22 protein-coding genes are annotated in these 25,563 nt (G+C 35.9%); 4 read left to right on the top strand and 18 right to left on the bottom strand.

All coding sequences use genetic code 11. From position 1 onward, the window contains the following. Window positions 1–23: 23 nt before the first annotated feature. A complete protein-coding gene (gene murI / locus H4K33_RS02365) occupies window positions 24–803 on the top strand; it encodes a glutamate racemase (RefSeq protein WP_182647099.1) in 780 nt (259 codons plus the stop codon). A 136-nt stretch (window positions 804–939) separates the two neighbouring features. Here the strand turns inward: murI and H4K33_RS02360 are convergent, their stop codons facing one another. Genes H4K33_RS02360 through H4K33_RS02350 form a run of 3 tightly spaced genes read right to left on the bottom strand, consistent with a single transcriptional unit; the run spans window position 940 to window position 8,542 of the window. Further along, window positions 940–1,488, bottom strand: coding sequence for a gamma carbonic anhydrase family protein (locus H4K33_RS02360; RefSeq protein WP_182646907.1), 549 nt, complete (start codon window positions 1,486–1,488; stop codon window positions 940–942). Between the two features lie 50 nt (window positions 1,489–1,538). Further along, window positions 1,539–2,549 carry a type IX secretion system membrane protein PorP/SprF gene (locus tag H4K33_RS02355; RefSeq protein WP_182646906.1) on the bottom strand — a complete coding sequence of 337 codons (1,011 nt, stop codon included), beginning with the start codon at window positions 2,547–2,549 and terminating at the stop codon, window positions 1,539–1,541. 8 nt (window positions 2,550–2,557) lie between these two features. Then, window positions 2,558–8,542 carry a T9SS type B sorting domain-containing protein gene (locus tag H4K33_RS02350; RefSeq protein ID WP_182646905.1) on the bottom strand — a complete coding sequence of 1,995 codons (5,985 nt, stop codon included), beginning with the start codon at window positions 8,540–8,542 and terminating at the stop codon, window positions 2,558–2,560. Window positions 8,543–8,887: 345 nt separating this feature from the next. Between H4K33_RS02350 and H4K33_RS02345 the strand changes: the two genes are divergently transcribed. Then, window positions 8,888–9,787, top strand: a complete 900-nt coding sequence (locus H4K33_RS02345; RefSeq protein ID WP_182646904.1) for a NifU family protein — start codon at window positions 8,888–8,890, stop codon at window positions 9,785–9,787. Window positions 9,788–9,882: 95 nt separating this feature from the next. On the opposite strand, the gene H4K33_RS02340 is transcribed toward H4K33_RS02345, so the two are convergent. After that, window positions 9,883–12,162, bottom strand: a complete 2,280-nt coding sequence (locus H4K33_RS02340; RefSeq protein WP_182646903.1) for an inorganic phosphate transporter — start codon at window positions 12,160–12,162, stop codon at window positions 9,883–9,885. Between the two features lie 414 nt (window positions 12,163–12,576). Between H4K33_RS02340 and H4K33_RS02335 the strand changes: the two genes are divergently transcribed. Together H4K33_RS02335 and H4K33_RS02330 are read left to right on the top strand one after the other, a co-directional pair. Continuing rightward, window positions 12,577–14,574 carry a thioredoxin domain-containing protein gene (locus tag H4K33_RS02335; RefSeq protein WP_182646902.1) on the top strand — a complete coding sequence of 666 codons (1,998 nt, stop codon included), beginning with the start codon at window positions 12,577–12,579 and terminating at the stop codon, window positions 14,572–14,574. Window positions 14,575–14,577: 3 nt separating this feature from the next. Beyond that, a complete protein-coding gene (locus tag H4K33_RS02330; RefSeq protein ID WP_182646901.1) occupies window positions 14,578–15,345 on the top strand; it encodes a mechanosensitive ion channel family protein in 768 nt (255 codons plus the stop codon). A gap of 4 nt (window positions 15,346–15,349) precedes the next feature. On the opposite strand, the gene tsaB is transcribed toward H4K33_RS02330, so the two are convergent. From tsaB to gcvH, 14 genes are all read right to left on the bottom strand, one after another. Then, the gene (tsaB, locus tag H4K33_RS02325) at window positions 15,350–16,027 is read right to left on the bottom strand and encodes a tRNA (adenosine(37)-N6)-threonylcarbamoyltransferase complex dimerization subunit type 1 TsaB (protein WP_182646900.1); all 678 of its coding nucleotides are present in this window, start codon (window positions 16,025–16,027) and stop codon (window positions 15,350–15,352) included. Continuing rightward, complete coding sequence (locus H4K33_RS02320; protein ID WP_182646899.1) at window positions 16,024–17,274, bottom strand: efflux RND transporter periplasmic adaptor subunit; 1,251 nt, start codon at window positions 17,272–17,274, stop codon at window positions 16,024–16,026. Before H4K33_RS02320 ends, tsaB begins: the two co-directional genes overlap by 4 nt. A 3-nt stretch (window positions 17,275–17,277) precedes the next feature. Continuing rightward, the gene (locus tag H4K33_RS02315) at window positions 17,278–18,711 is read right to left on the bottom strand and encodes a TolC family protein (RefSeq protein WP_182646898.1); all 1,434 of its coding nucleotides are present in this window, start codon (window positions 18,709–18,711) and stop codon (window positions 17,278–17,280) included. 103 nt (window positions 18,712–18,814) lie between these two features. Beyond that, window positions 18,815–19,036: a hypothetical protein gene (locus tag H4K33_RS02310; RefSeq protein WP_182646897.1), complete on the bottom strand. Its 222-nt coding sequence runs from the start codon at window positions 19,034–19,036 to the stop codon at window positions 18,815–18,817. Between the two features lie 6 nt (window positions 19,037–19,042). Beyond that, window positions 19,043–19,588, bottom strand: a complete 546-nt coding sequence (locus H4K33_RS02305; RefSeq protein ID WP_182646896.1) for a DUF420 domain-containing protein — start codon at window positions 19,586–19,588, stop codon at window positions 19,043–19,045. A gap of 3 nt (window positions 19,589–19,591) precedes the next feature. Next, complete coding sequence (locus H4K33_RS02300; protein ID WP_182646895.1) at window positions 19,592–20,215, bottom strand: SCO family protein; 624 nt, start codon at window positions 20,213–20,215, stop codon at window positions 19,592–19,594. Window positions 20,216–20,217: 2 nt separating this feature from the next. Continuing rightward, the gene (locus tag H4K33_RS02295) at window positions 20,218–20,838 is read right to left on the bottom strand and encodes a hypothetical protein (RefSeq protein ID WP_182647098.1); all 621 of its coding nucleotides are present in this window, start codon (window positions 20,836–20,838) and stop codon (window positions 20,218–20,220) included. Between the two features lie 113 nt (window positions 20,839–20,951). Beyond that, window positions 20,952–21,311 carry a cytochrome C oxidase subunit IV family protein gene (locus H4K33_RS02290; RefSeq protein ID WP_182646894.1) on the bottom strand — a complete coding sequence of 120 codons (360 nt, stop codon included), beginning with the start codon at window positions 21,309–21,311 and terminating at the stop codon, window positions 20,952–20,954. Window positions 21,312–21,333: 22 nt separating this feature from the next. Then, entirely contained in the window at window positions 21,334–22,308 is a 975-nt protein-coding gene (locus tag H4K33_RS02285; RefSeq protein ID WP_182646893.1) for a cytochrome c oxidase subunit 3, read from the bottom strand. 44 nt (window positions 22,309–22,352) lie between these two features. Continuing rightward, window positions 22,353–22,937 carry a cytochrome c oxidase subunit 3 gene (locus H4K33_RS02280; protein WP_182646892.1) on the bottom strand — a complete coding sequence of 195 codons (585 nt, stop codon included), beginning with the start codon at window positions 22,935–22,937 and terminating at the stop codon, window positions 22,353–22,355. 15 nt (window positions 22,938–22,952) lie between these two features. Further along, on the bottom strand, window positions 22,953–23,867 hold the full coding sequence (gene cyoE / locus H4K33_RS02275; protein ID WP_182646891.1) for a heme o synthase: 915 nt from the start codon (window positions 23,865–23,867) through the stop codon (window positions 22,953–22,955). 92 nt (window positions 23,868–23,959) lie between these two features. Continuing rightward, the gene (gene deoC / locus H4K33_RS02270) at window positions 23,960–24,706 is read right to left on the bottom strand and encodes a deoxyribose-phosphate aldolase (protein WP_182646890.1); all 747 of its coding nucleotides are present in this window, start codon (window positions 24,704–24,706) and stop codon (window positions 23,960–23,962) included. A gap of 47 nt (window positions 24,707–24,753) precedes the next feature. Next, window positions 24,754–25,140 (bottom strand): VanZ family protein, encoded by a 387-nt coding sequence (locus H4K33_RS02265; protein ID WP_182646889.1) that lies wholly within the window; start codon window positions 25,138–25,140, stop codon window positions 24,754–24,756. Then, the gene (gene gcvH / locus H4K33_RS02260; protein ID WP_182646888.1) at window positions 25,130–25,510 is read right to left on the bottom strand and encodes a glycine cleavage system protein GcvH; all 381 of its coding nucleotides are present in this window, start codon (window positions 25,508–25,510) and stop codon (window positions 25,130–25,132) included. The genes H4K33_RS02265 and gcvH overlap by 11 nt, the downstream gene beginning before the upstream one ends. Between the last annotated feature and the right edge of the window lie 53 nt (window positions 25,511–25,563).

Raw genomic sequence — 25,563 nt, 5'->3', positions numbered from 1 at the left:
ACTTTTTTATTTTTGTTCTACTTATGAAAAAAACAAATCCAATTGGGCTTTTTGATTCGGGTATAGGTGGAACTACCATTTGGCGTGAAATCAATAAATTAATGCCCAATGAAAATACGCTTTTCTTAGCCGATCAAAAGAATGCACCTTATGGTACGCAAACCAAAGAAGCCATTGTAGCTTTATCGCATAAAAATGTAAAGCACCTCGTTGATCAAAGATGTAAACTTGTTATCGTTGCCTGTAATACAGCAACCACTAATGCTATTCAAGAACTTCGCACTTCTTTTGATATTCCTATTATCGGTATTGAACCTGCAATCAAACCAGCTTCGCTATTGACCAAAACCTCAACAATAGGTGTTTTAGCGACAAAAGGAACAATTACTAGCGATTTATTTACAGCTAAGCTTAAATTGTACCCGGATGTAAAAATAATCGAACAGATCGGCTATAATTTAGTTACACTGATTGAAGCAGGTCAACTGCATTCTCAAGAGATGAGAGACTTACTGGAACTGTATTTAATTCCGATGGTAGAACAAGGAATGGATGCCCTCGTTTTAGGTTGCACCCACTACCCTTACCTAACGCCCATCATCAAAACGATTATACCCGAAAATGTTGTAATTATTGATTCTGGAGAAGCAGTAGCTAAACACACGCAAAAAATACTTCGAGAAAAAGACTTACTCAACGACAACGATTCACTTGGTGAATGCGTCTTCTACAGTAATATAGACACAACTGTTTTAAAGACTTTTGTGCCATCTCACTATCGCGTAGAGGAGATCCAATTCTAATACTAAAAAAAGCATGGTTGATGTAACCATGCTTTTTTTAGTATTAGCTCATTTAAGCGCTATTATTTGTCTCACCTCCCTTTACACCTTAACGCAAAGATCTTTACTTCTCGCAAGTATAAAACCCTTCTATCGTCTACTTGATTGGATCTTCCTCCGTTGCCTTTGCATCTGCTTCTTTAAACCAACTCGAATACATCACGTAGTTTGTTGCAATGCGCTCAATTTCACCTGCAAAATCTGATTCATTAATATCTTTTACTTTTCTCGCTGGTATCCCTGCATAAATACTTCCTGATTCTACAATGGTATTTTGAGTAACCACCGCCCCCGCTGCAATAATGGTATTGCTGTGTACCACACAATTATCCATCACAATAGCTCCCATTCCGATGAGTACATTATCGTGAATAACACATCCATGCACCATAGCTTGATGACCTATGGAAACGTTATGGCCAATAACTGTTGGGTGTTTTTCGTAGGTGCAATGAATAATAGCTCCATCTTGAATATTAACCTTATCTCCTATGACGATGGAATTCACATCTCCACGGATCACAGCATTAAACCAAACACTACAAGATTTCCCAATGGTCACATCACCAACGATAGTAGCATTTTCTGCTATGTAACAATCTGATTCGATTTGAGGATACTTACCTCTAATTTCTTTTATAATCATAAACTAGTACTTAAAAAAAAAGTCCCGATAAAGATCGGGACATTTTTTTATTAATCATGTAAGTTAGGACAATTACAGTCTAACGAACTGCGTTTTGCAAACAAGTTAACACCTAAAGTAAACAAGTGAAAACCTCCTGTGTTAAACGAATTATTTCCTAATTGGTGTGTGTACGTATAAGTCAAGCTAAAGCTTTTATACGATCCTCCTACTAGAGGACTTAAACTTTGCAGTGCTTGTTTTTTTGTATCACTTCCTTTGATATACTCTGCGTTATCGAAATCGCGTCGGTAAGAAACCCCTGCCCATAGTTTTGCGTCATTCAATGTTTTATACACTTTCATGTTCACATCTACGAGTTTCAATTCTGTTTCTTCCACGTACTGAATCAATACAGAAGGCTCATACATCCAACCACCGTTGAATTTTTGATTTCCAAAAGTATAACCTCCACCTAAGATATAACGGCGTAAATTATCACTTTCTACATCGGTGTACAATTCTCTTTTACTTGTGATCGCATTCTTTACTGTAAACATGGAGAAGAAGTTCTCCTTGTGATATGCAGCACCAAAATCGACTGTAAAGTAACTATCTTTTACTTCTAAACCTCCACTTAATATTGGGTCATAAACAGAACCAAATTTTGTTTCGTCTAAAGTAATGCGAGAAAAACCAGCACTCATACCAAAAGACAACATATTCAACTCATAACGCGACTCACTAAATGTAATATGGTGCGCATAAGTAAGCTTTGCTCCAGCTTCAGAATGGTATCCATTCTTATCAGAGAAAGCGATGATACCAATACCCGATCTTTCGCCGACGCGGGTATTAGCAGTTAATGTTTGTGTTTGGGGAGCGTCATCTACATCTCCCCATTGTTGTCTTATAGCTCCTCGTATCTGTGTACTATTTTTCAATCCGGCCATTGCTGGGTGAATCAAGTAATAGTTATCAGATAAATAATCCGAATAGATAGGTAATCCACCGTCTTGCGCATTACCCATTTGAGTAACTAGTAACGCAACTGCTAAATATCTTTTCTTAAATATCTTCATATCCTAAATTATCGTTTTAATGAGAAATGTCCTTTAAACTGAACTTTTCTAGGAACTCGGTTCGTTTCTTTAGCCTCTTCTAGATAGTCTACAGTAAACCAATAATCTGTAGACGGCATTGGTTTCCCATTAAATGTTCCATCCCAACCTTCTTTAGAAGGACTTAATTGTTTCAGCAATTTACCGAATCTGTCATAGATGTAAATTACAGCTTCTGGATGTCCTTTTAGTGCTGATATGTTCCAAGTATCGTTAAATCCATCACCATTTGGTGTAAAGAATTTTGGATATCCTAAAACAAATATATCAATATATTGAGGACAAACTGATTTTGCGTCTTTAAATCTAACCCAAACTCTGTGTGTTCCGTTTGCTACATCGTAGAAGAATCTTGAATCTTGGTAAGCTCCTTCATCTAACGCGTATTCGTAAATACTAGATTCCTGTGGAGAAGCAATCGTAACTGTGATTCTTTCATCACCGTCTAACTCACCAATTAATCCTTTAGAATCTGCACCTACTACTTTAATATCAATTTGATCTACAAAAGTAAGTACTACTGGATCACTAGGAGTCGAACATTTTTGCCCTTTATATTTCACTACAACTCTATATGATCTTCCTAAAGAAATATTTTCTACCACATAGTATGGTTTTGTTGCACCTGGGATAGCTACAAAAGCACCCGCTGCATTAGCATATTCCCATTGGAAATCGTAATCATCTCCTCTGAATCCAGAGTCAATTGTATACGGATCAATCAATTTACCCGTGTTGTAATCCACACAAAGGATAGATCCTTGTAATACTGGAGCAATCGGACTTTCAGATACTGTTAATGTAAAGGCAACTTCTGCTTCACAGAAATAATCTGTTACATATCCATTATCGTCAGTCTGTGGTAGGTGAACAACTTTAGCAATGATTTCATGTGTACCAATTGGTAAACTATACGCTCCTAAATTAGCAGCAGGAATCGCCGTATTGTTATAGTAATAAGCAATTGCTAACTCTGCTAATGGAACATTTTGTGTTCCTAAAATCTCATTCGTAAATGCTCCTATATTGAAAGTAGCTGTACCACTTGGTCCTGCAGGAGAAGCACATTTTTCCACTCGTGATAAATCAGTTAAATCAATATCAAATGCTTTAACTTTTTCTTCAATCTTTAATCTCATTGGTCCAACGTAGAAACATCCTGTTGTTTTGTTTACCGTACGAACCCAAATTGTTTGATCGTTATCAACAACGTTGGTATACGTATAACTTGGAGGAATAGCATTTCCAATATTGTGACTCATTGCATCTGCATATTTAACATAGAAGAAAATATCGATGTTGTCTTCACTGTTCCCATTTAAAATTTCCTCTTTTTTCTCTAATAAATTAAAAGTAGAGAAGTTTCCTGCATTTTCTAAACAGTGTAGGAACAAAATGTCTTCGAACGTTGGTTTTAAATCAGCAACTATATTCAATGGCACAACAATAAAACAAGGGTTTGTATAGCTACCTAAAGTAACTCTAATATACACTGTACCTGTAATAGCTGTGTGTGCCTCTGGAAACAAGATCTCATCATTTGGATCAGCTGTTTCAGCCCCTGCTGGTGTTTTGTAATACTTGAAGAAATAACCAGTTGACTGATTTGCAATTTCATACTCTTTACTTGTTAAATCGAACAATGCTGAGTTCGTTAGAATATCAATCACACAAGCATGTAACGCTGTTGGCACGCTATTTACATCTGGTAAAGGCGATACTTTAATACTCAAAGGCACAAAATCACGACAACCATTATAACTAGTAACAGCTACCCAAATCGTTTGTGGATTTGATGTATTTGCATAACTAGTAGTATTTGAAATTGCATTAACATCTGCTTTTGCATCTGCTAAGTTCTCATAGTACTTGAATGTAACACGATCAATATCTCTACCTAAGATTTCTCTTTCGCGAATAGTAAGATCGAATACTCCTCTTCCTGTATTTGGCAAGTGATCTTGACAAAGAGAAATTTCACGCGGTGTTAATAGTGGAAGTGGTTTATTAACAATTAAATGGAAACTTCCAACTGCATAACAACTTGTTCCTTTATGATAAACGCGATACCAAATCTCTTGATTGTTTACTACGTTAACATAATTTGTTGGTGTAGCAATTGCATTCACATTAGCTTCTGCATCATCTTGAGTTAAGTAATAACGAACAACTAAACTTGTTCCGTTATTGTTTTGATCTCTTTGTGCTGCAATAATTCTTGCAGTTTGTTCTGTCAAATCAAAGATTGCAGAGTCTATAAGAACACTCTCTGAACATAAAACTAAATCATTCAATTCAATTGGTCTAACAGGAGAAGTAATCACCATTAATTCAATTGGTTGAACAGTAAAACATCCACCTGCTAATTCTCCTCTAACATAAATCGTACTATTTCCAGGCGTAATGTTTGTATACGTACTCGGATTTTGAATTGCGTGTGTATTATCAATAGCATTTTGTTCTGTTTCATAGAATTTCAAAATAATACTTGGATCACCGTTTTGTAAATCAGCTACTAAGGCTAACAAATCAAATGTTCCAAATCCATCTGTAGAAACTGAACAGATAGCAACAGGTTCTGCAGGAATATTAAGTACAGGTTCTGCTAAAACTTTTAGTGTTAACAGTTTTACTACTGAACATCCAGAATCCGCTTCAAATCGAACATAAATATCTTGTTGATATGGTGTTGTATTTCTAAAATTACTTGGTAGTGGGTTTGTATTTGAATTCGCATCAGTTATTGTTCCATGATAAGAAACTGCAAATCCAACTCCTCCACCTAAGAATTGTTGAATATGATTATTCAAATTGAAATTAGCAATACCTTCTCCACTTGTTTCTTCACAAACTGAATACACTGGTAAATCAGCTATTATAGGTTGTAACACGGGTACTAAAACGATATTAGAAATACCATAACATCCTGTTACATTAGATTCTACACGAACCCATATACTATTTGAAACAATACTAGAATAACTCGTTGGATTAGCAATAGCTCTAACTTTAGCTTCTGCATCTTGACGACGACTATAGTATGTAACTTCATGCTGTGCAGGATTCAGTCCATTTAATATTGTAGATTCATTGTCAGTCAAATCAACAACCATCTCACGATGTATATTATCCACACAAACATTCATCTCCACGCGTTCTTGAACTAGAACTTTAGGTGCAGCAACTAATTCTACCTCTACAATTTCATAACATGAGCCATTTACATAGCTAACACGTGCATAAATAATTTGAGTATGAGGTACATCATTAACGAACGTATTGGTTAGTATTGGGTTACTTTCCGCTTCGGCATTCGTGATCGTTTTATAAAACTTAACCTCAATAAAAGGGCTTACATTTCCGTGTAAAATTTCTGGGATTAAGCCTCTTAAATCAAACGATGCAATTCCATTATCTGCTGTTGATAAGCTACAAGACACAGCAACTACATTGTGATTTAAATCAGGAAGATCTTGAACAATTAATTCAATTGTACCATAGTTAAAACATCCTGAGATTAAATCCGTAATACGCACTCCAATAACTCCACTTAAAGATTCGTAGCTAGTCGTATTTACGATCATATTTTGTACATCTCCAGTGATAGCTGCTTGTTCCGTTTTATAGTACGTCACTTCTCTATTAGTAAACCCACTTAAAAACAAGCTATTATATACACTTAAATCAAATATTCCAGTTTGCTTATTACTTTGAGGACAAGCATACAACGGATCTAAGTTTGGCACAACAGGTAGATCTAGAACGATAATTTTAAATGACGTTGTTGCAAATTCGTTCACATTCGCACGATTATGCACACGTATAAATAGCGTTTTTTCAGTTTCTCCTGGTGCAATTGTATAATTAGCAGGATTTGCAATAGGATTTATATTCGCCATTGCATCATTATTACTTTCGAAGTATTGTACAAGGTAATCTGGATTACCATAATATACTACACTACTTTGTTGTGTTAAATTGAAAGAAGGAATAGTTCCATCTACGTTTTTACAAACTGTTAAATCATTTAATGGAGCTAAATCGATTGCACAATGTCTTGCAATTAATTTGAATGAATCAACAGTAACACAAGTTGTTCCTCTGTGTTTCACTCTCAACCAAATCGTTTTTTCAGAAACACCATTCGCTGTATTTAATTCATAACTATTCGGTAATGCATTTCTACCTGCTACTGCATCACTTTCTGAATTATAATAAGAAATATCGTAACTATTAGAAGCATCAATACTGCTATTCACATCAGGTAAATTAAATGTAGCCTTATTTGTCGCTTCATTTATACAAGCCTGTAAATTAGCCACTTGACCTAAAACAGGTGTGTTTTTCACTTCAATCGTGATATCTTCAGAATAAGTACAACCAAAATTATCAACTACTTCATAGGTAAAAGTATAAGTTCCTGGAACAGTTGTATTAAAAGTTGCTTCTCCATTTGCACCAGTAACCAATCCTGGTACAGGTAACCAACGCTCATTTACAACTTGAGGAGCAAATGATAAATCAGGTAGATTAAAACGTTCATTAAACTTAATCTCCCAACCGAAGAAATAGCCCTCGTCAATATTTAGTAAGTCTTCAATACTTACACTCCATTTACCATTTAACGGTGCACCTATTAAATTATTAAACGTATTAGGCGCAGTTCCTGGTCTTCTTATAGCTGGCAAGTAAGTACCAGGAGATTTTGTATTTGGAAAACGAGTTGTTGTTCCTGTAGTTGGTTGCACTGGTGCTCCTCTTAATGTCTTAAGAGCATCTTGGCTAAAACAATATCTAAGTGGCGTACCATATGGTGTTATATTTCTATTACTAGGATCTCCTAAAAGAATATCTGATCTAGCATCTCCTCCAGTTTCTGGAGAGAATCGATCCAACAAATATACTCGCTCTCCATTTGGAGCAATTAAAATAATATCTAAATCTCCTAAATATGTATGCTCAATATCAATACAAATGCTTTCAATGTCAGCAAGATTCTCAATCACTGCACTAGCACAATATTGATTAAAAGAAATGTCACTAAAAAACACTTCACCTGTACCATCAGGTAATGCAACTGGATTACTTTCAGGTTCTTCTGGTTCGTAAATTACCTCACGTAAAGTGACTTTTCCTTTTAACCTTACAGTTTCTCCAACGCAGTATACTGGTTTATCAGAGGTTAAGGTAAAATCGGCTTCACTTTCACCAACTTGAATAACAAAACTCACTATTTTAGTACACGACAATGCGTCCTGCACAATGAAACGAACACGATACGCTCCTTTTTCATCATAGATAATAGATGCATTTTTTGTATTAGCAACAACTCCATTATCAAAATCCCACTTATATTTTGCTCCTACGCCATTATTTGAAAACTCAGCGTCTCCAAATACTTGAATTTCTTCACCAATACAAGCGCGAATAACTCCTAAATCTTCTTCACAAGCAGGAGGTACTCCAAGATCAAAGGCTGGGATTGTTCTTAAAACTCTCGGTGAAATCTCTTGACATGGCTCAGCATTACAAGACACAATAGCACTAAATCCTGGTGCAGTAGGAAAGTCACCAGTTCTCCATACAAGTGTGATACAACCTTCAAAATTATCTGTAATGAAAGTTCTCCCATTTGGTATTGGATTATTTCTTGTGAATGGTCCTCCCGGAAATGGGGTATTTGGTCCAGCAGCATTGTAAATTTCTAATGAAGCTCCTTCACCTAATAAAAAACTGGTAAAATTCAACCGGACAACTCCTCCACGAGCTTCGGGACATATAGTCATGGTAATCGTTTCATTTTTCTGATAATTACCTGTTATACCTCCTGTATCATACAATATTCCACTACAAGCTTGAATACGCCCATCTGCCAACAAGATAGCATCGCCTCCTGTTTGAGCGCTCAAAACTCCACTAAGTAGAAAAAACATAAATAATAAAAATCGTTTCATAAATGATTTTATTGGTATATAAACATTACTCTTACTCATATGCTTAGATTTTAATTAAGATCAAAGCTCATTGCTCTTTGATGAAATAAATCAATCATTGTTTTAATATTCAACGCATAACTATCGCTCCGCGCGTAGTTACAACAACTACTTTTCTCATAATTAATTACTTTACACATTATTGAAAAATTTAAAAATTGTACTTACTTCTCTTCGTTTGAACCACTTAACCCTCTCGAGTCTTGTTAATTCATACTTAATTATATGTTAATTATATGTTTAAAAAACCAAATATACAGATTCGTAGAATATAAGTTTGTTAATTTTGAAAAAAAATCAAACAAAATGTCGCAGATTAAAATTCAAAATACTCAAAACCCAGCAATTGTCAAGTTTATCCTACCTGATTTCATTACAAAAGGAGACAATTACGAATTCAAAAACATTGATGAAACCGCACAATCTCCTTTGGCGCGTGAACTTTTCTACCTTCCATTTGTAAAAACGGTGTTTATTGCAAATAATTTCATTGCTATTGAAAAATTTTCAATTGTAGAATGGCAGGATGTGCAAGATACTGTTGCAGATCAAATCCAAACTTTCATGGCTAAAGGTAAGAAAATCTTAATAGAATCTAAAGATGATCACAAAAAACATCCTATTACGATCTATGCAGAATCTACACCTAATCCTGCAGTGATTAAATTTGTTGCCAACAAGTTGTTAACCAAGCAAGGGGTTGAGTTTAAAAACATTGATGAAGCACAATCTTCTCCATTAGCTAAGGAACTTTTCAAGTTGCCTTTCGTGAGAGAAATTTTCATTGACGAGAACTATGTTTCGATTTCGAAATACGAAGCTTTTGATTGGAATGAGTTCATTCAGTCGACGCGTTCGTTTATCAAATCATTCTTAGAGCAAGGAAATTTAGCTGTTGAAGAATCTCTACTTACTCGTACAGAGGAGACTGAAAAACAAGCGGATATCCAATTTGATTCTTTAGATGAGAAATCACAGCGTATTATCAACATCTTAGAAGAGAATGTAAAACCAGCTGTACAAGCGGATGGAGGAAATATTGCTTTCCAAAATTACAATGGAGAAACCAATATAGTTCAGGTTATTTTACAAGGTGCTTGTAGCGGTTGTCCTTCTTCTACGTTTACGTTAAAAAACGGAATCGAAAGTATGTTAAGACACATGTTGGCTGATGACAAAATTGTTGTTGAAGCAATCAATGGATAATCCTTAAATTGTATCATACAGAAAAAGCGCCAATAGGCGCTTTTTTTGATTCCATAAAAAACAGCAGTGCTTTTAGCCTGCTGTTTTTTTTCATATTAACTTGTGGTTCTTCCCTTTTTCTTCTTTTCGACATCAAATTGTTCGAACAATTCCAACAAGCCGATAGTTGCTTTCACCAAATCGTCTGTTTCAAAGAGAATCGAAAAATACAACTTACTATTTTTTGGACTCGTTTCGGTTGTTCGAATACGAACGATCTGCTTTTGAATCAATTTATCTATCGTTTGTGTAATGTCTTCTTTTTGTGCTAAGACCTCACCGATTCGATCAAACTTTTCTTCTAAGAAAATCGCGCCAACCTCATCCAAGAACAACTGTAATTTATTGTCGATTAACTTGAGATCTCGAATCTGGTTAAATTTCAATTTCTTATGGTTATTATCCACATGTGTATAACTGTTTTGTGTAATGAACAAAGCAGACTTGATAATATCTTGTAAGAAACCTAGCGTCAAGACATAAAACTTGCTTGCACCAACAGAGGTTTCGTCTAAATTCTTAATAAAGAAATACACATTTCCTCTCAAGCTATCCACTTCTTTTTCCAATTGTCGAAGTTTCTTTCTACACGCTTTTAGATCGGCGTGATCTTGTAAAGCAACGCCGTCAATGACTCTGGTATACAATTCATTGGTACGAACGATTACTTTTGCAATTTGCGTCGAACTCTCAGAAGCTACTTCGTGAATCGTAACGATGTCAATCTTGTTTAGCTTTTCTGTTTTTTGTTTCTTTTCTAGCTCTAAACGCTGGTGCATTTTATTGCTTCGATACAACAAGATTCCCACTAGGATTAACATCGCAACTAAAGCATATACTTCTCCTATATAAAGAATGTACGCGGTAATAAAAGCAGCGATAAAAGCTACGATTGCTGTTACAAACCATCCACCAATTACATTAAAAACACCTGCAACACGGTATACAGCTGAATCTCTATCCCACGCTCTATCTGCAAAGGAAGTACCCATTGCAACCATAAACGTCACATACGTAGTTGACAACGGCAATTTCATCGATGTTCCTATTGAGATTAAGATACTTGCTACCATCAAGTTTACAGAAGCACGCACCATATCAAAAGCCGGTTCATCTTGTTTATTCTTGTTTTTCGATTTCACAGTTGGTTGTTCGAAACGCTTATCCATGTGGATTTGCCATGATTTTGGAAGAAAATAATTGACAATTCCTCCTAAAATAACCATACTTCGAACCAATGCTTTAGAGAGTAAATTGGGTGAAAATTTCTCATCAGACGAATCTGAACTCTGACGAGCTAAATTCATCTCTGTCTCGATTACATTACGCGCCTTCTTGGATGTCCATAGGGTATAAACCATAATAGCTCCTGCTAATAATAGGAAGTAAAAAGGTGCTTTCACACTTTCTTCTGCTAGTTTTCCCATCAAGTATACATCAGGTGCTTGTCCTGAGCTTTGAAAGAACTCAAACGACTGTATTGCTGCAATTGGCACACCGATAAAATTCACCAAGTCATTTCCTGCAAAAGCCAAGGCCAAAGCAAATGTTCCTATAACAATAATAACTCGTAAAATATTGAGTTTAAAGACAGACATTAAAAATTGAGAGAACATCGTCCAGAAAACAAAACTTCCAGCCAAGATGATCAATTGATTGTGATCAATCCAATTGGATGCTTCTGCTGTTAAAAAGCTAGATCCCTTCAGTCCTTTGATTAGGATAAAAAAGGAAATCGCTGTAATAGCAGTTCCTCCAAATAAAGCTCCAAAGTACTTCAATTTACGCTCTACTTGAAAGGTGAAAATCAAACGAGAGACGTACTGAACTAAGGTCCCTAAGGTAAAAGACAAAATTACTGATAGGAGAATACTCACCACAATCTCAGAAGCCTTTTTTGTATTGATATAAGAAGGTAGTGTCGCCCAACTATCATCGCTGAGTACAATTTTCACTACCGCCAAACACACAGCTGCTCCTAGTAATTCAAAGACAATAGAAACCGTTGTTGACGTAGGTAATCCCAGGGTATTAAAGACATCTAAAAGCAAGACATCGGTAATCATCACCGCCAGAAAGATAATCATTACATCATTGAAGGTAAACATACTGGGGACAAAAATACCACTTCGAGCAATCTCCATCATCCCCCCGGAAAAAACGGCTCCAACGAGAATACCTAAAGATGCAACAAGCATAATCCCCTTAAAAGACATGGCTTTAGAACCAAGACCTGAATTTAAAAAGTTTACGGCATCATTACTAACTCCAACAGTCAAATCTATTATTGCTAATATCCCTAAGGCTATCAGCATTACAATAAAAATTTGTTCCATTTATTTTTTATTTTTTGCGTACTGCAAAAGTGATCATATTTCTATAATCCAACGTTAACTTAATGTTATCCTTTATTTGAAAAGAGTGAGAAGAGAGATGAAAAGGGCAGAATTCTAGATTAAAGTAGTGATCCTTTTTTAGAAAAATCAGGCATTCACAACATACAAATTCATAAAAAAGTAACTATTTCTGTGTATTGAAAAGTTCACACTCATCTTTTATATTTATCTCATTAAGTTTATATTTTATTTTGGTATTCAATGAATATATCTCACAGAGTTAATATTTATTTTGTGTTCGATGAATCTTCACTGCGTTTCGATTTCCACTGCGTTTCGATTTCCTCTCTCCTCTTTCCCCTATCCTCTCTCTACTAAATAATTTTCCTTAATTTTGTTCTTCAAACTCAAGCGATGAATGAATTAATCTACACTTCGAATCCTTATTTAAAACAACATGCTACCAACCCCATTCATTGGAAAGCGTGGAGCAACTCTGTTTTTGAAAAAGCCAAGAAACTCAACCAATTAGTTGTTGTTAGTATTGGTTATTCCACTTGTCATTGGTGTCATGTTATGGAGGATGAGAGCTTTACTAATTTGGAGGTAGCCGAAGTAATGAATCGCGATTTTCTTTCGATTAAAGTGGATCGAGAGGAGCATCCGGATGTAGATGCCTACTATATGAAAGCAGTACAACTGATGACCAAACAAGGTGGCTGGCCGCTCAATGTAGTATGCTTACCTGATGGAAGACCGATTTGGGGAGGAACCTATTTTCCAAAACAAACTTGGTTGGACGCTTTAACTCAACTGGCGCAATTACATCAAGACAAGCCCGAAACAGTACTTGAATTTGCAACAAAACTACAAGAGGGAGTATATATTATGGGACTTGCTCCATCGGTAAATGAAGAGCGTCGATTTAATTTAGATGTCCTCCTAGAAAAATGGAAACAGAGTTTTGATTTGGAGTATGGAGGGTACCAACGAGCACCTAAGTTTATGATGCCGACGAACCTACTTTATCTTCAAAAATTGGGAGACCTTACACGAGATAAAGACCTGCTTCACTATATTGATTTAACTCTAACTCAAATGGCTTGGGGTGGAATTTTTGATGTAATTGAGGGAGGATTTTCACGCTATTCTGTTGATTTTAAATGGCATATTCCTCATTTTGAAAAAATGCTCTACGACAACGCACAATTGTTAAGCGTGTATAGCGATGGGTATAAACGCACAGCAAATCCGCTGTATTTAGAGATAATTGACAAAACAGTAACCTTTATTCAACGCAATTGGCAATCCGATTGGGGAGGTGTTTATTCTGCTTTAGATGCGGATAGCTTGGATGTACATGGCGCGTCAAAAGAGGGTGCTTATTATGTTTGGACAGAGGCGGAATTACGTCGAATTTTAGGAGATGATTTTAGCTTATTTGCCCAAGTTTTCAATATCAACGATTATGGATATTGGGAAGAAGAGAATTTTGTACTCATTCAAAATCAAACTTTAGAAGCGATTGCTTCAGCCAATCAAGTGGATATTTTTGATTTACAAGAACGCAAAAAAAGATGGGAGCACTTGCTTTTACAAGAGCGAGTACAGCGATCTAAACCTCTATTAGACGACAAGATCATTTGCAGTTGGAACGCGATGTTAATCACAGGTTTGGTCGATTCATACAGTGCGACAGGCAATCCTTCTTATTTAAAACAAGCAGAGCACATCAACCACTATATTCAGAACTATTTGTTAGATGAAGAACAAGGATTATTTCACTCGTCTCATCAGCAACAAGCACAAACTTTGGGTTATTTAGACGATTATAGCTTCTATATTCAGGCGTTAATCCGCTTGTTTGAACACACAGCTAATCAAGCGTATTTATGGCAAGCCAAACGTCTGATGGATTTAACTTTAGATCTATTTTTAGATGAAAAAAGCAAGTTCTTCTATTTTAGTCAGGTAAATCAAGCAGGTAATATTTTGAGAAGTATAGAGACGGAAGACAATGTGATCCCTTCTGCCAATGCAGTTTTATGCATGAGTTTACTACAATTGGGGATTGCATTTGAACATTCATATTACACCCAACTTGCCCATAACATGATTGAAGTAATGCAGTCTAATTTAGACTACCCTTCTGCTTATTCTCATTGGCTTTTGACCATGCTTTATACCGAATCACCAGCAGAATTAACGATTGTAGGAACTAATGCACTAGAAGAAAGTTTGAAAATTCAAGCGAACTTAATTAGTAAAACGTTTATTTTTCCTGTTACCCAGGCGAGTTCTATTCCCTATTTTGAAAAATATACGATTGATTCAACGACACAGTATTATCTTTGCGAAAACAAACATTGTTTAACACCAACCACTGAATTAAGCAGTTTATTCAAGCTCTAGATTATGGAAAAAATGGATCATTTACTCACGTCTTATATCGAGAATCTCATCGACTATATTCCGCATATTGTCGGTGCTTTATTCATCTTGGCTTTAGGACTTTGGGTCATCAAAATGTCTCAAAAAATTGCCAAGCGCATTCTGACGAAACGCAATATTGACCCCACTTTTTCGAGCTTTATCCTAGATGTACTACTTTGGGGTTTTCGCATCTTGTTATTCGTTGTCATTGCTTCTAAATTGGGGATTCAAACCAGTTCTTTTGTCGCAATCATCGGAGCGATGAGTTTGGCTATTGGTCTATCCTTACAAGGGTCATTGAGCAACTTCGCAGGAGGAGTATTGATTATTTTATTCAAGCCTTTTCGCATTGGAGACATCATTGAAGCACAAGGAGAAACGGGAAAAGTTATTAGCATTCACATTTTTTCCACTCAAATTGTCAACTATCAAAATAACGTAATTTACTTGCCCAATGGCGTTTTATCCAATAGCAAGATTAAAAATATATCGCAAAATAATTTAAGGAGATCCGAGGTATTGGTTCAAACGACTCTCACTAAAAACACCAATTTATTTATTGAAAAATTATTAGAGGAGCTTTTGTCGAATGACAAGATTTTATCACAGCCCCAACCTCGTATTCTCATCAAGGAATTACTCGACACAAAAATCACTTATGTCGTTCAGGTTTGGGTAGACAATGATAATTTTACTGCAGTAAATTCCTTTATTCTATTAAAAGCAAGAGAAATAAGTGATGCGTTATGATCACTTATTTCTGTTTTTTTGTGGGCATTACGAAATCCTTTAAGTAGTAAGGTTCAAAGTAAGCCACATCTACAAAGTCTTTGGCTTGATATTTTTCATAGCTTAACGCTACCATTTCTTTAGCAGAAGGATAAACAATAATTTCACAGAAGTGAAAATTTGCTGCTGTTAAAACGGGCGCACATTTCATTGCTCCATCTCCGATGAAGTAAACGGGTATATCCCCTTCTAATTCGCTAAAAGAAGCCTCGTCAATCACTTTTGCTTCAATTGGCTTAACGAGATCCCAGTCATGGGAAAAAGTGGCGCAAAACACCTCCATTCGCCTTGCGTCAATCATTGGGATAATCCATCCGCTTGTTACTTGCAATTGCTTCGCGATTATTTGTAGCGTATCGATAGCAATCATTGGGATGTTCAATCCGTAACACAATCCTTTAACCGAAGATACCCCGATACGCAATCCTGTATAAGATCCAGGACCTTGACTCACAGCAATAGCACTTAAATTTTTCATGCTAAAACCATTTTCTTTCAAAAGCTCTTCGATAAATACGTGTAGTTTTTCTGCATGAGAGAAATTCTCTTCTGCGATTTCTTTCATTCCTACTTGTGTCCCATCTACAGACAAAGAGACAGAACAATTCTTTGTTGCCGTCTCTACATTCAATAGTACAATCATTCTTTCGTTTCTTCTTTCTTAATCTTATCGTTGTGTTTCAAGGTCTTACTAACTGTCGAATAAGGTCCTGTAATAATCACATCTCCCTTTTTCAAACCTTGCACAATTTCAATGTTTTTATCATCTTGAATTCCTGTTTTCACAAAGCGCAATTTGGCAATACCATCCGCATTTACGAATACAGCTTCTTTCAACACCTCAGATGTCTGTACACTTTGGTTGGCTAATGAGGTATCCAAAGTATCATTGGGGCTACGCATAACTACCGCACTAATTGGAGCGGCAACCACTTTATTCTTGACGTGTGTAATAATATCTACCACAGCAGTCATTCCTGGTCTAAAAGGAGAATAATCTTCTAATTTACCATCGAGTAAATCTTCATACGATTCACGTAAAATTTTTATTTTCACTTTGAACGTTGTCACTTGGTCCGCTGAAAGTGTCTGATTCGATGCAGAATTGGAAATACTAGTAACAACCCCTTTAAATTCCTTTTTCAAAAAAGCATCTACGCTAATCTTTGTTTCATCGCCAACTTTTACTTTGACAATGTCATTTTCATTAATGTTTACTTCAACCTCCATGCTGTTTAAATTAGCCACACGCAACAGTTCTGTACCGGCCATCTGTTGCGTTCCCAAAACGCGTTCTCCCAGTTCAACATCTACGCGAGAAATGGTTCCAGCACTTGGAGCGTAAATTGTTGTTTTCAACAAATTTACTTTTGCTTCTTCTACGGCTGCTCTAGAACTTTCTACATTGTAAAAAGCTGAGTTTTTATTCGCTTTGGCTACCTCATAAGAACGCACCACTTGATCCCATTCAGAACCTGAAATAACTCCCTTTTCAAACAGCGTTTTGTTTCGAGCAAAAGAAGCTTTCGTTTCTTTCAATTGCGCTTCTGCTTGTTCTAATCCAGCTTTACTTGTTGAGAGCATAGCCACCATGCGATCCAAGTTAGATTCGTATAAATTGGGATTGATCACAACGAGCAAATCCCCTTTATTTACAACTTGTCCTTCTTTGACTGGCAAATTTATGATTTCTCCAGATACTTCTGGCGTTATTTTAATCTCAATTTCAGGTTGAATTTTTCCTGTTCCCGAAACTGTCTCTACTAAATTGATTTCATTAATAGTTGCCCATTCTACTACAATCGAATCATCCTTTCCTCGAAAGAAATTTACCACAAGAAACAGGACTATGACAACAGCTAAAACGATAAATATATATTTCTTTTTCATAATTTAATTTCTTTTAAACAAGGGAACTCCAAAGTAGTATTCTAAAATTCTATTCTTAAAAATGTAATCGTATTTTGCTTTGAGTACATTAGATTGAGCTGTTACGTACAAATTTTGGTTTTGATTCAATTCGAAGATATTAATCAATCCAACGGCATAACGCGCTCTGGCATACTCTAGGGATTTCTCACGCGATTCTAAGGTTACAACACTCGCTTCATAACTTTGATAAGAACTCTTCGTATCGGTATAAGCTTTGAAAACCAACTGTTCCAATTTAAGTTCCTCGGCTTCTTTTTCATACTGCATTTGTTCTAAAGCCAGTTGATTTAGTTGTACTGTTTTTCTGGCTTTCATTCCATTAAAAATCGGAATAGACAAACTCAATCCGAAGACTGAATTTTTGTTGTTATCAAATTGTCTAAAGAACGACTCTGGTCCGCCGTAAACGTTCATCTGTCCTTGACGCATCACCCGTTGACCAGAACCTTCCACTACACCAACTTGATCCATTTGTCCAGATGGACGACTTCCTACAATGCGATCTTGGTAACTGATATTCGATCCGAAGTTATAAAAACCTGTCAGTTTTGGATAGTATGCACCTTTGCTAATTTGAACATTTTTTTCAGCCAACTGTACGTTGAGTTCTGCTGTTTTAATATTTGTTAGCGATTCAAAAGCGCGAATAGCAATATCTTGAGGACTGTAGATCATCAATTCTGATTCTTCTACTTGATAATCCGTATCGATAACGTCAAAGCTTTCATAATCGCGAATTTGCAAGAGTTGTGCTAAGTTTAATTTTGCGATTACAAGTTCATTCTGTGAGCTGATTAATCGCTGATTGGAAGAAGCGACAGTAGCTTTAACGTCGAGTAAATCTCCTGCAGGAACTACTCCCGCATCAACAAGCGCTTGTACACGCTCTTCCTCTGCTTGATCATACGCCAACTGCACTTGATTGGTATGAACCAATTCTTTATTGAAGATAATTTGCAGGTAAGAATTAATCACAGACAAGGCAATATCTTCTTTTATTTTTTGTATTTGATAAACGGATGCAATGTGTTCTAAACGAGCTTTAGCTAACTTTTTTTGTTTTTGCAATCCATCAATGATATCGATGCCCACACTCAATCCTACGGTAGATTCCTGTAATGTACGTTGCCCAATCACACCCGTTTGCGGATCCGGTTGATCGACTAATGTCCACGAGTGGTTTGCATTGGCGCTAACCACGGGAAGAAAATCGTATTTTGCCAATTCTAAATTAACGCTTTTATTTTGTTCGTTAATTTCAATTTGCTTAACACTTATATTGTGCACGATGGCATGTGAAATACACTCATCCAAAGTCCACTGTTTATCCTGTGCGAAGGCAGATACCATCAACAGTAGAAACAAGGTGGAGAAGTAATTTTTAGTTGAATTCATTGCAATGTAATTAGCTAAACAATAAGACGAAGCCTTACTCTAATTGTTACATTAAAGGTAATAAAAAAACCGCCTTTCATGGCGGTTCTCGTATTATATACTATTAACTCTTCTTCTTTTTGTACACTTTGTAGCTAAAGTACAAAGCAAATCCCACGAGTAAATAAGGGAAAATCATTAAGTAAACAATACCGTCATTTACGGCTTCTGCTTTGACACCTCCATCTTCAGTTTCGAGCACGGCTCTACACATGGCACATTGTGCTACTGCAGTTTGTGCTGAGGCCAAAATAAAAAAAGCAACTAAAAAACCAATCTTCTTCATAGTGTTCTAATTTACGTAATAAGGTGAAATCATCAAGTATACGATCACGCCCGTTACAGCAACGTACAACCACATTGGATAAGTAATTCTCGCCAATTTTTTATGGCGTTGATACGAACCTGAGATCCCACGTACAAACGTAATTAATACAAAAGGGATGATGATGATAGACAAGAGAATATGGCTAATTAGGATAAAGAAATACGCATAACGCATCCATCCTTCTCCACCGTATTTAGTTTCAATTGACGTCATGTGATACGCGACATACATCGCTAGAAACGCAACTGAACAAGCGATACACAACTTGATTAAACGCTCGTGCAAGGCTTTGTTTCCCTTTTTGATAGCAGCTACCGCCCAAACTAACAAAACAGCTGTAATACCGTTAATCGTAGCGTAAATCGGTGGTAAAAAACTCAACGGTTGAACATCATATCCTAGTTTTTGCAAATTAACGCCAAATAGAATGGCCACGACTACAGGTATTGTAATTGACAAGATCCAAATCCACTTGGTGTACTTTTGCTCTAATTCTTTATAGTTTTCCATGTCTTATTCCTCTAACAATAATTTAATATCCTCTTTGATCCATTTCACTCCTTCGTCTGATGTACCATCATAGTATAAAATAGGGTTTCCTTGTTCATCTGTTCTACATCTGATATTACCCTCCTTATCAATCAAGGCAAATAATCCTGAATGTTCAAACCCTCCTGGAGCTTCTGGATTAACTCCGGTATACAAATTGAATTTACCTGCTAAATCATAAATATATTTCGCATCACCCGTTAGCATATGCCAATAAGGAATTTTCACCCCTAAGTCTGCTGCGTGAGCATGCAATGCCTCAACTGTATCGTTAGTAGGATCGATAGTAATAGAAGCTATTCCAAAGTCCATATGAGGGCGAAAAGTATCTTGTAATTTCAACATGTTCTGATTCATAATCGGACAGATCGTCGGACAATTAGCAAAGAAAAACTCTACCACATAAACTTTTCCTTTATAACTCGCGTTGTTAATTGTCTTGTTGTTTTGATCTACTAATTCAAACTGTGGCGCTTGACCAATCACAAACAAGTCTGATTTTTCAAATTTTTTAATGATTTTAGGCACAGCCCAAATACCAAAAACTAAAACTACTAAGGAAATCCAGATATACGATTTATCTTTCATAACTACTCTGTCTTTTTAATGCGTTCATACTTTTTCAATGCCAATCGATATTCTGCTAGTACCACTTTCATGTCGTCCATCATATCGTTGTGTAATTCTGCAGCCGAAATAGTAGAATATCCTTCTTTATACTCCAACTCACCTGCTTTATTCTTACCTTTTCTACCTCTAAGATTTTTGTCTTTGTCGATAATGTATACATTAATACTAGCCAAATCATCATCTAGTTTACCAGCTAATCCTAAACTTTTATAAAAGGTTTGAATTTCTGCTGGTTCTAAAAAGAGGTAATTCCAGTTGGACATATCCGAAATGGGAGCCAGATCTTCTACAACTTTCTTCGCTTGTTCTTCAGAGCCTTTAGGCAGAACCATGACTAGCTGAAAATCGTCGAAGTCTTTATAGCGGTTGTATATTTTTTGGTTGAGATTAAAAGCATCACCGCGGTCTTTGTACAAATGGGCACCAGGAAACCCTAAAACAGTGATACGTCCTTCTAAAACGGGTTGTTTCCCCAAAGAAGTTTCGCCTATTGGCAATTCATTTACATTTTCGCTAATGATGGGTAATCGTTGAAACTGATTCACTCCTGTAGCGAAAAACAGATATGCACAAATCGGCATGATAAAGAGCAAAACGAGTATGATATATTTTTTCACTTTACAAATAAATTAAATAGCTAGACAAAAATAAAAAAAGGCGGTTAATAAACCGCCTTTTAATTTATAATAACTTATTAAAATATCCACTTATATTGTGCGTTTTGGAAAACCTCATAAACGTAGTTTCCTTCGATCAACACTAGCGTAATTAAATAAACACACAAGAATGCTAGAACTCCTGCTACGGTCCATCTAAATGCTGTTTTTTCTTGTTCTAAGTGCATGAACGACCACATGATGTAGTACGCTTTCCAAATTGTTAAAACAATGAAGATATAATTTAACAAACTTAGACCAAAGATGTGTACATGGTGTATACTTTCTGGTTTAAAGATTCCCAATACAACCTCTACAATTGTAATTGCAGATAAGATAAAGAATACTTTCCAGATTTTCTTTGCGTTTGAGTGATGTGCTGTTGCTTCTGCTGCCATAATCAAATACTATTTTATAACATTAAACTAAATAGAAGAATGTAAATACGAACACCCATACTAAATCTACGAAGTGCCAATATAATCCTCCTTTTTCAACCATTTCGTATGAACCTCTTCTGTCATACGTACCTAATAACACATTAAAGAAAATAATAATGTTGATTAAGATACCTGTACATACGTGGAATCCGTGGAAACCAGTAATAAAGAAGAAGAAATCAGCGAATGTTTTATGTCCGTACTCGTTGCGGATAAGGTTAGCACCTTCTACCACTAATACAGCATCTTTCAAGCGCTCCACAGAAGCTTCTCTAGTAAGAATTTCTTTGTGTTTTGCGTCTGTTGTATTTTGTGTTCTAATTCTAATTGTTGGATTTGCTTCAAAACCAGCTTGAACTTCAGCTAACGAATAAGTCGGTTGGCTAGGTCCTTTAACGAACCAAGTTGCTTTTGCTCTAGTTAATGTAGCATCGTTTCTGTTTGGATCAACAACGGCAAATTCTGATAAAGCGATTTGTTTTCCGTCTTCTCCAACGAACTGTAAAATAGATCCTCCTCTAGTTTCTACAGCTCCGTAAGAACCGTTAATAAAGTTTTTCCACTCCCAAGCTTGTGATCCGATGAACACTAAACCACCTAAGATTGTTAAAAACATATACGTTGCCACCTTTTTTCTCTTCATTTGATGACCAGCATCAACTGCTAATACCATCGTTACCGATGAGAAAATAAGAATGAAGGTCATTAAGGCCACATAATACATCGGTGCATCTACCCCGTGTAAAAAAGGAAAGTGGTTAAACACCTCGTCAGCAATCGGCCAAGTATCCATAAACTTGTATCTTGTAAAACCGTATCCTACAAGGAATCCACAAAATGTTAATGAATCTGATAATATGAAGTACCACATCATCATTTTACCGTAGCTTACGTTTAGAGGCCCTCTTGCATCGCCTCTTACTTCAGTAGCTTCTGTAGTAACTGTCGCTCCCATAAAAAGTTGTTAGTTATAAAGTTCCCAAATTTAATTTAAATTTTCTATTTAAAGAATGTAAAAAACAAAAACAAATAAACCCAAAGGATATCCAAGAAATGCCAGAACCACGCACATAGCTGTATTCCAACGTATTGCTCAGGATTATACTTTTGTTTAAAATGATTATAAATTACTATTAGTAAAGAAATCATCCCTCCAAATAAGTGTGCAATATGCACAATTACAATAACATATAAAAATGAAGTTGTAATTGTACTTTCACTCCCTGTGAAGAAATAGCCTTCGCTTATTACCTGTCCAAAACCTTTGAATTGCAAAAAAACGAATAAGAGACCTAAAATCAAAGTAGAAATTAAATAAATCGTACTTCCTTTAACATTTCCCTCTTTCGTTGCCTTAACTGCAAGATGCATGGTTAAGCTACTAATTACAATTGCAATGGTACTAATGGTGAAATCAAGAGGTAAAACAAAATCTGTCAACCAATCAGGTCTTGATTTACTTACCACATAAGCACTGGTTAACCCAGCAAACACCATGGCAATACTTCCGATAGCAAATAATAGCATTACCTTCAATGCTCTGCCTTTTTTCTCGTACTGTTCTTGTGTTACAATATTTTCCATATCCTTGTGTATAAACTATCGCAAAATTTTATCTAATACATAAATAATCTGAATTAATGAGATGTAAGTTACACTTACCAACATTAATGCACGAGCGGCTTTATCCGTTCTTTGTTTGTAGAGTTTCACTGCTGCTGTAAGCATCCAAATTCCAGCCAACAAGACTAAGCCCGCGGCAATTGGTGTTAAATACAGACGACCTGTAACATTGAACACTGGAAAAATAGAAACAATGATTAACCAAATGGTATACAAAATAATTTGAGTTAAGGTTTTATTGTCCTTTTTACCCGTTGGCAACATGGAAAAACCACCTCTTTTATAATCGTCGTACAAGAACCATCCTATAGCCCAGAAGTGTGGGAATTGCCAAAAGAATTGGATAAGGAAAAGTGTTCCTGCTTCGATTCCGAAATTATTTGTTTCTGCTACCCATCCTAACATAAATGGAATAGCCCCCGGAAAAGCTCCCACAAACACAGACAATGGTGTTATGGTTTTCAACGGTGTATAAACACTTGTGTATAAAAAGATAGAGATTGCTCCAAACATCGCTGTTTTTGGATTAATCGCATATAAAATACCGATTCCAAGCAATGTTAAAACTACAGCTAAAATAAAAGCTGGAGTAGGCTTTACACGACCTGAAGCAATTGGACGATTAGCCGTACGATTCATTTTAGCATCTAAATCGCGTTCGATGATTTGATTGTAAACATTTGATGCTCCAACCATACAATATCCCCCTACTGCTAGCGCAAGTATGGTCATATAATTTATGCTTCTAATATCCGGAACAGCTAAAACATAACCTGCCAAAGTGGAAAACACTACGCTCAGGGCAAGTCCCATCTTAGTCATCTCTTTAAATTCCTTAAGGATAGAAACCGATTGTTTATTTTCTGAAGAAATATTCAAAGCTGTTTTCATTTGTTTTTAATGAGTTGCAAATATACTCCAATTTTTAGAACTACACCTATAAACATCTGTTTGAGCTTTGAATATTCACTTATTTTAATCTTTTAATAATTTTCGGCCGTTCCCTTCCCCTCAACAATAACTTTTGCCGAAGAAGTTCCCAATCTTTTAACGCCTAAAGTGATCATTTCGAGAGCGGTTTCTCGATCGCGAATTCCTCCAGCAGCTTTAACTGGTAGTGGACCTGCATTTTCTAACATCAATACAAGTGCTTCCTTCGTTGCTCCGTTGGGTTTTCCGCCTTCTGTTTTATAGAAACCTGTAGAAGATTTTACAAACACCTTGTCGTAATCTGCTTCTTTAAAGTTACTCAACACAACATTTTTAATCAAGGTAGTCAACTTTACAATTTCCATATTCGATAACGCAGCAACTTCAATAATCCATTTCACTACTTTTCCTGCTTGTAAACCGTAAGCTGTACATTGTTTAACTTCATCTTTAACTTGATCAATGAGCCCTTTCTGAAAAGCTTTGTAATCCACAACGTAGTCCAACTCATCTACTCCATCAGCCACAGCTTGTTTGGCCTCTTTTAATTTAGCTTCTAATCCGCCATTTCCAGCAGGAAAATCAATAACTGTACCTATTAAAACACTTGCTTTATGTTGATCGACTAAAGCTCTCCCCTGTTTCACTTCCTCAGGTCTAATCATTGCCAGTTTAAACTGCTCATCGATTGCTTCCTGAATCAGGTCAGTTACTACCTTCTTATTATCCACCTCAGACAAACCAGCTTGTTCTGCGGTCTTCAAATAGGTAGAGTCCATAAATTCTCTCAAATCTCTCATTTTGTAAGTACTTTTTTATTAATAAAAAAAGCCCCATAACTGGGGCTCTATTTTTTTTTATGCGTTGTTATAAGTAAACCAAATAAAATTCCTATTGCACTTCCTAAAGAATTCGCAATAAAATCTGCCCATTCTGCACTTCTTGATTCGGTAAAATAATACTGACATATTTCAATATATCCACCTAAGAACGTTGCTATAGTAAAGATAACTATTCCTGTTCTGATTTTCGTCTTTCTTGTGGCATTTTTTTTGTTTTTAAACAGAAACCACACCAAAGAAAAAACAAAATAAAAAGTAAAATGTGCTACTTTATCTCTATTTGGAAAATTAAAGTAAGACGTACTAGGTATAGCACTTGCCTCTGCTAAACATGCATATACAATAAAACATGTCCAGAGTAAGCCTATTAAAAAGTAAAACTTACGCGCCAATTAATTCTTTATATGCTGCATCTGACAACAAAGTATCAACTTCGCTTAAATCAGAAACTTTAATTTTAATCATCCATCCAGCTCCATACGGATCTTGGTTAACTAATTCTGGTTCTGTCTCTAATCCTTCGTTGAACTCAATTACTTCACCTGATAATGGCAAAAATAAATCAGATACTGTTTTTACAGCTTCAACTGTACCAAACACTTCGTCTTTATCTAACGTTTGGTCTAATGTCTCTACTTCAACATATACAATATCTCCTAACTCTCTTTGAGCGAAATCTGTAATACCTACAGTAGCAATATCACCTTCGATAGCTACCCACTCGTGGTCTTTTGTGTACTTTAAATTAGCTGGTAAATTCATTTTGTATTTATTTTTTAGCAAATGTATAATAAACTTATGTATTTCGAAACAAA

Origin of the sequence: Myroides sp. WP-1 (assembly GCF_014145635.1) — a bacterium.
In the GTDB taxonomy this organism is placed as follows: Bacteria; Bacteroidota; Bacteroidia; order Flavobacteriales; family Flavobacteriaceae; genus Flavobacterium.
The sequence above is the reverse complement of the archived record's forward strand: the minus strand, read 5'-3'. Positions and strand labels throughout refer to the sequence as shown.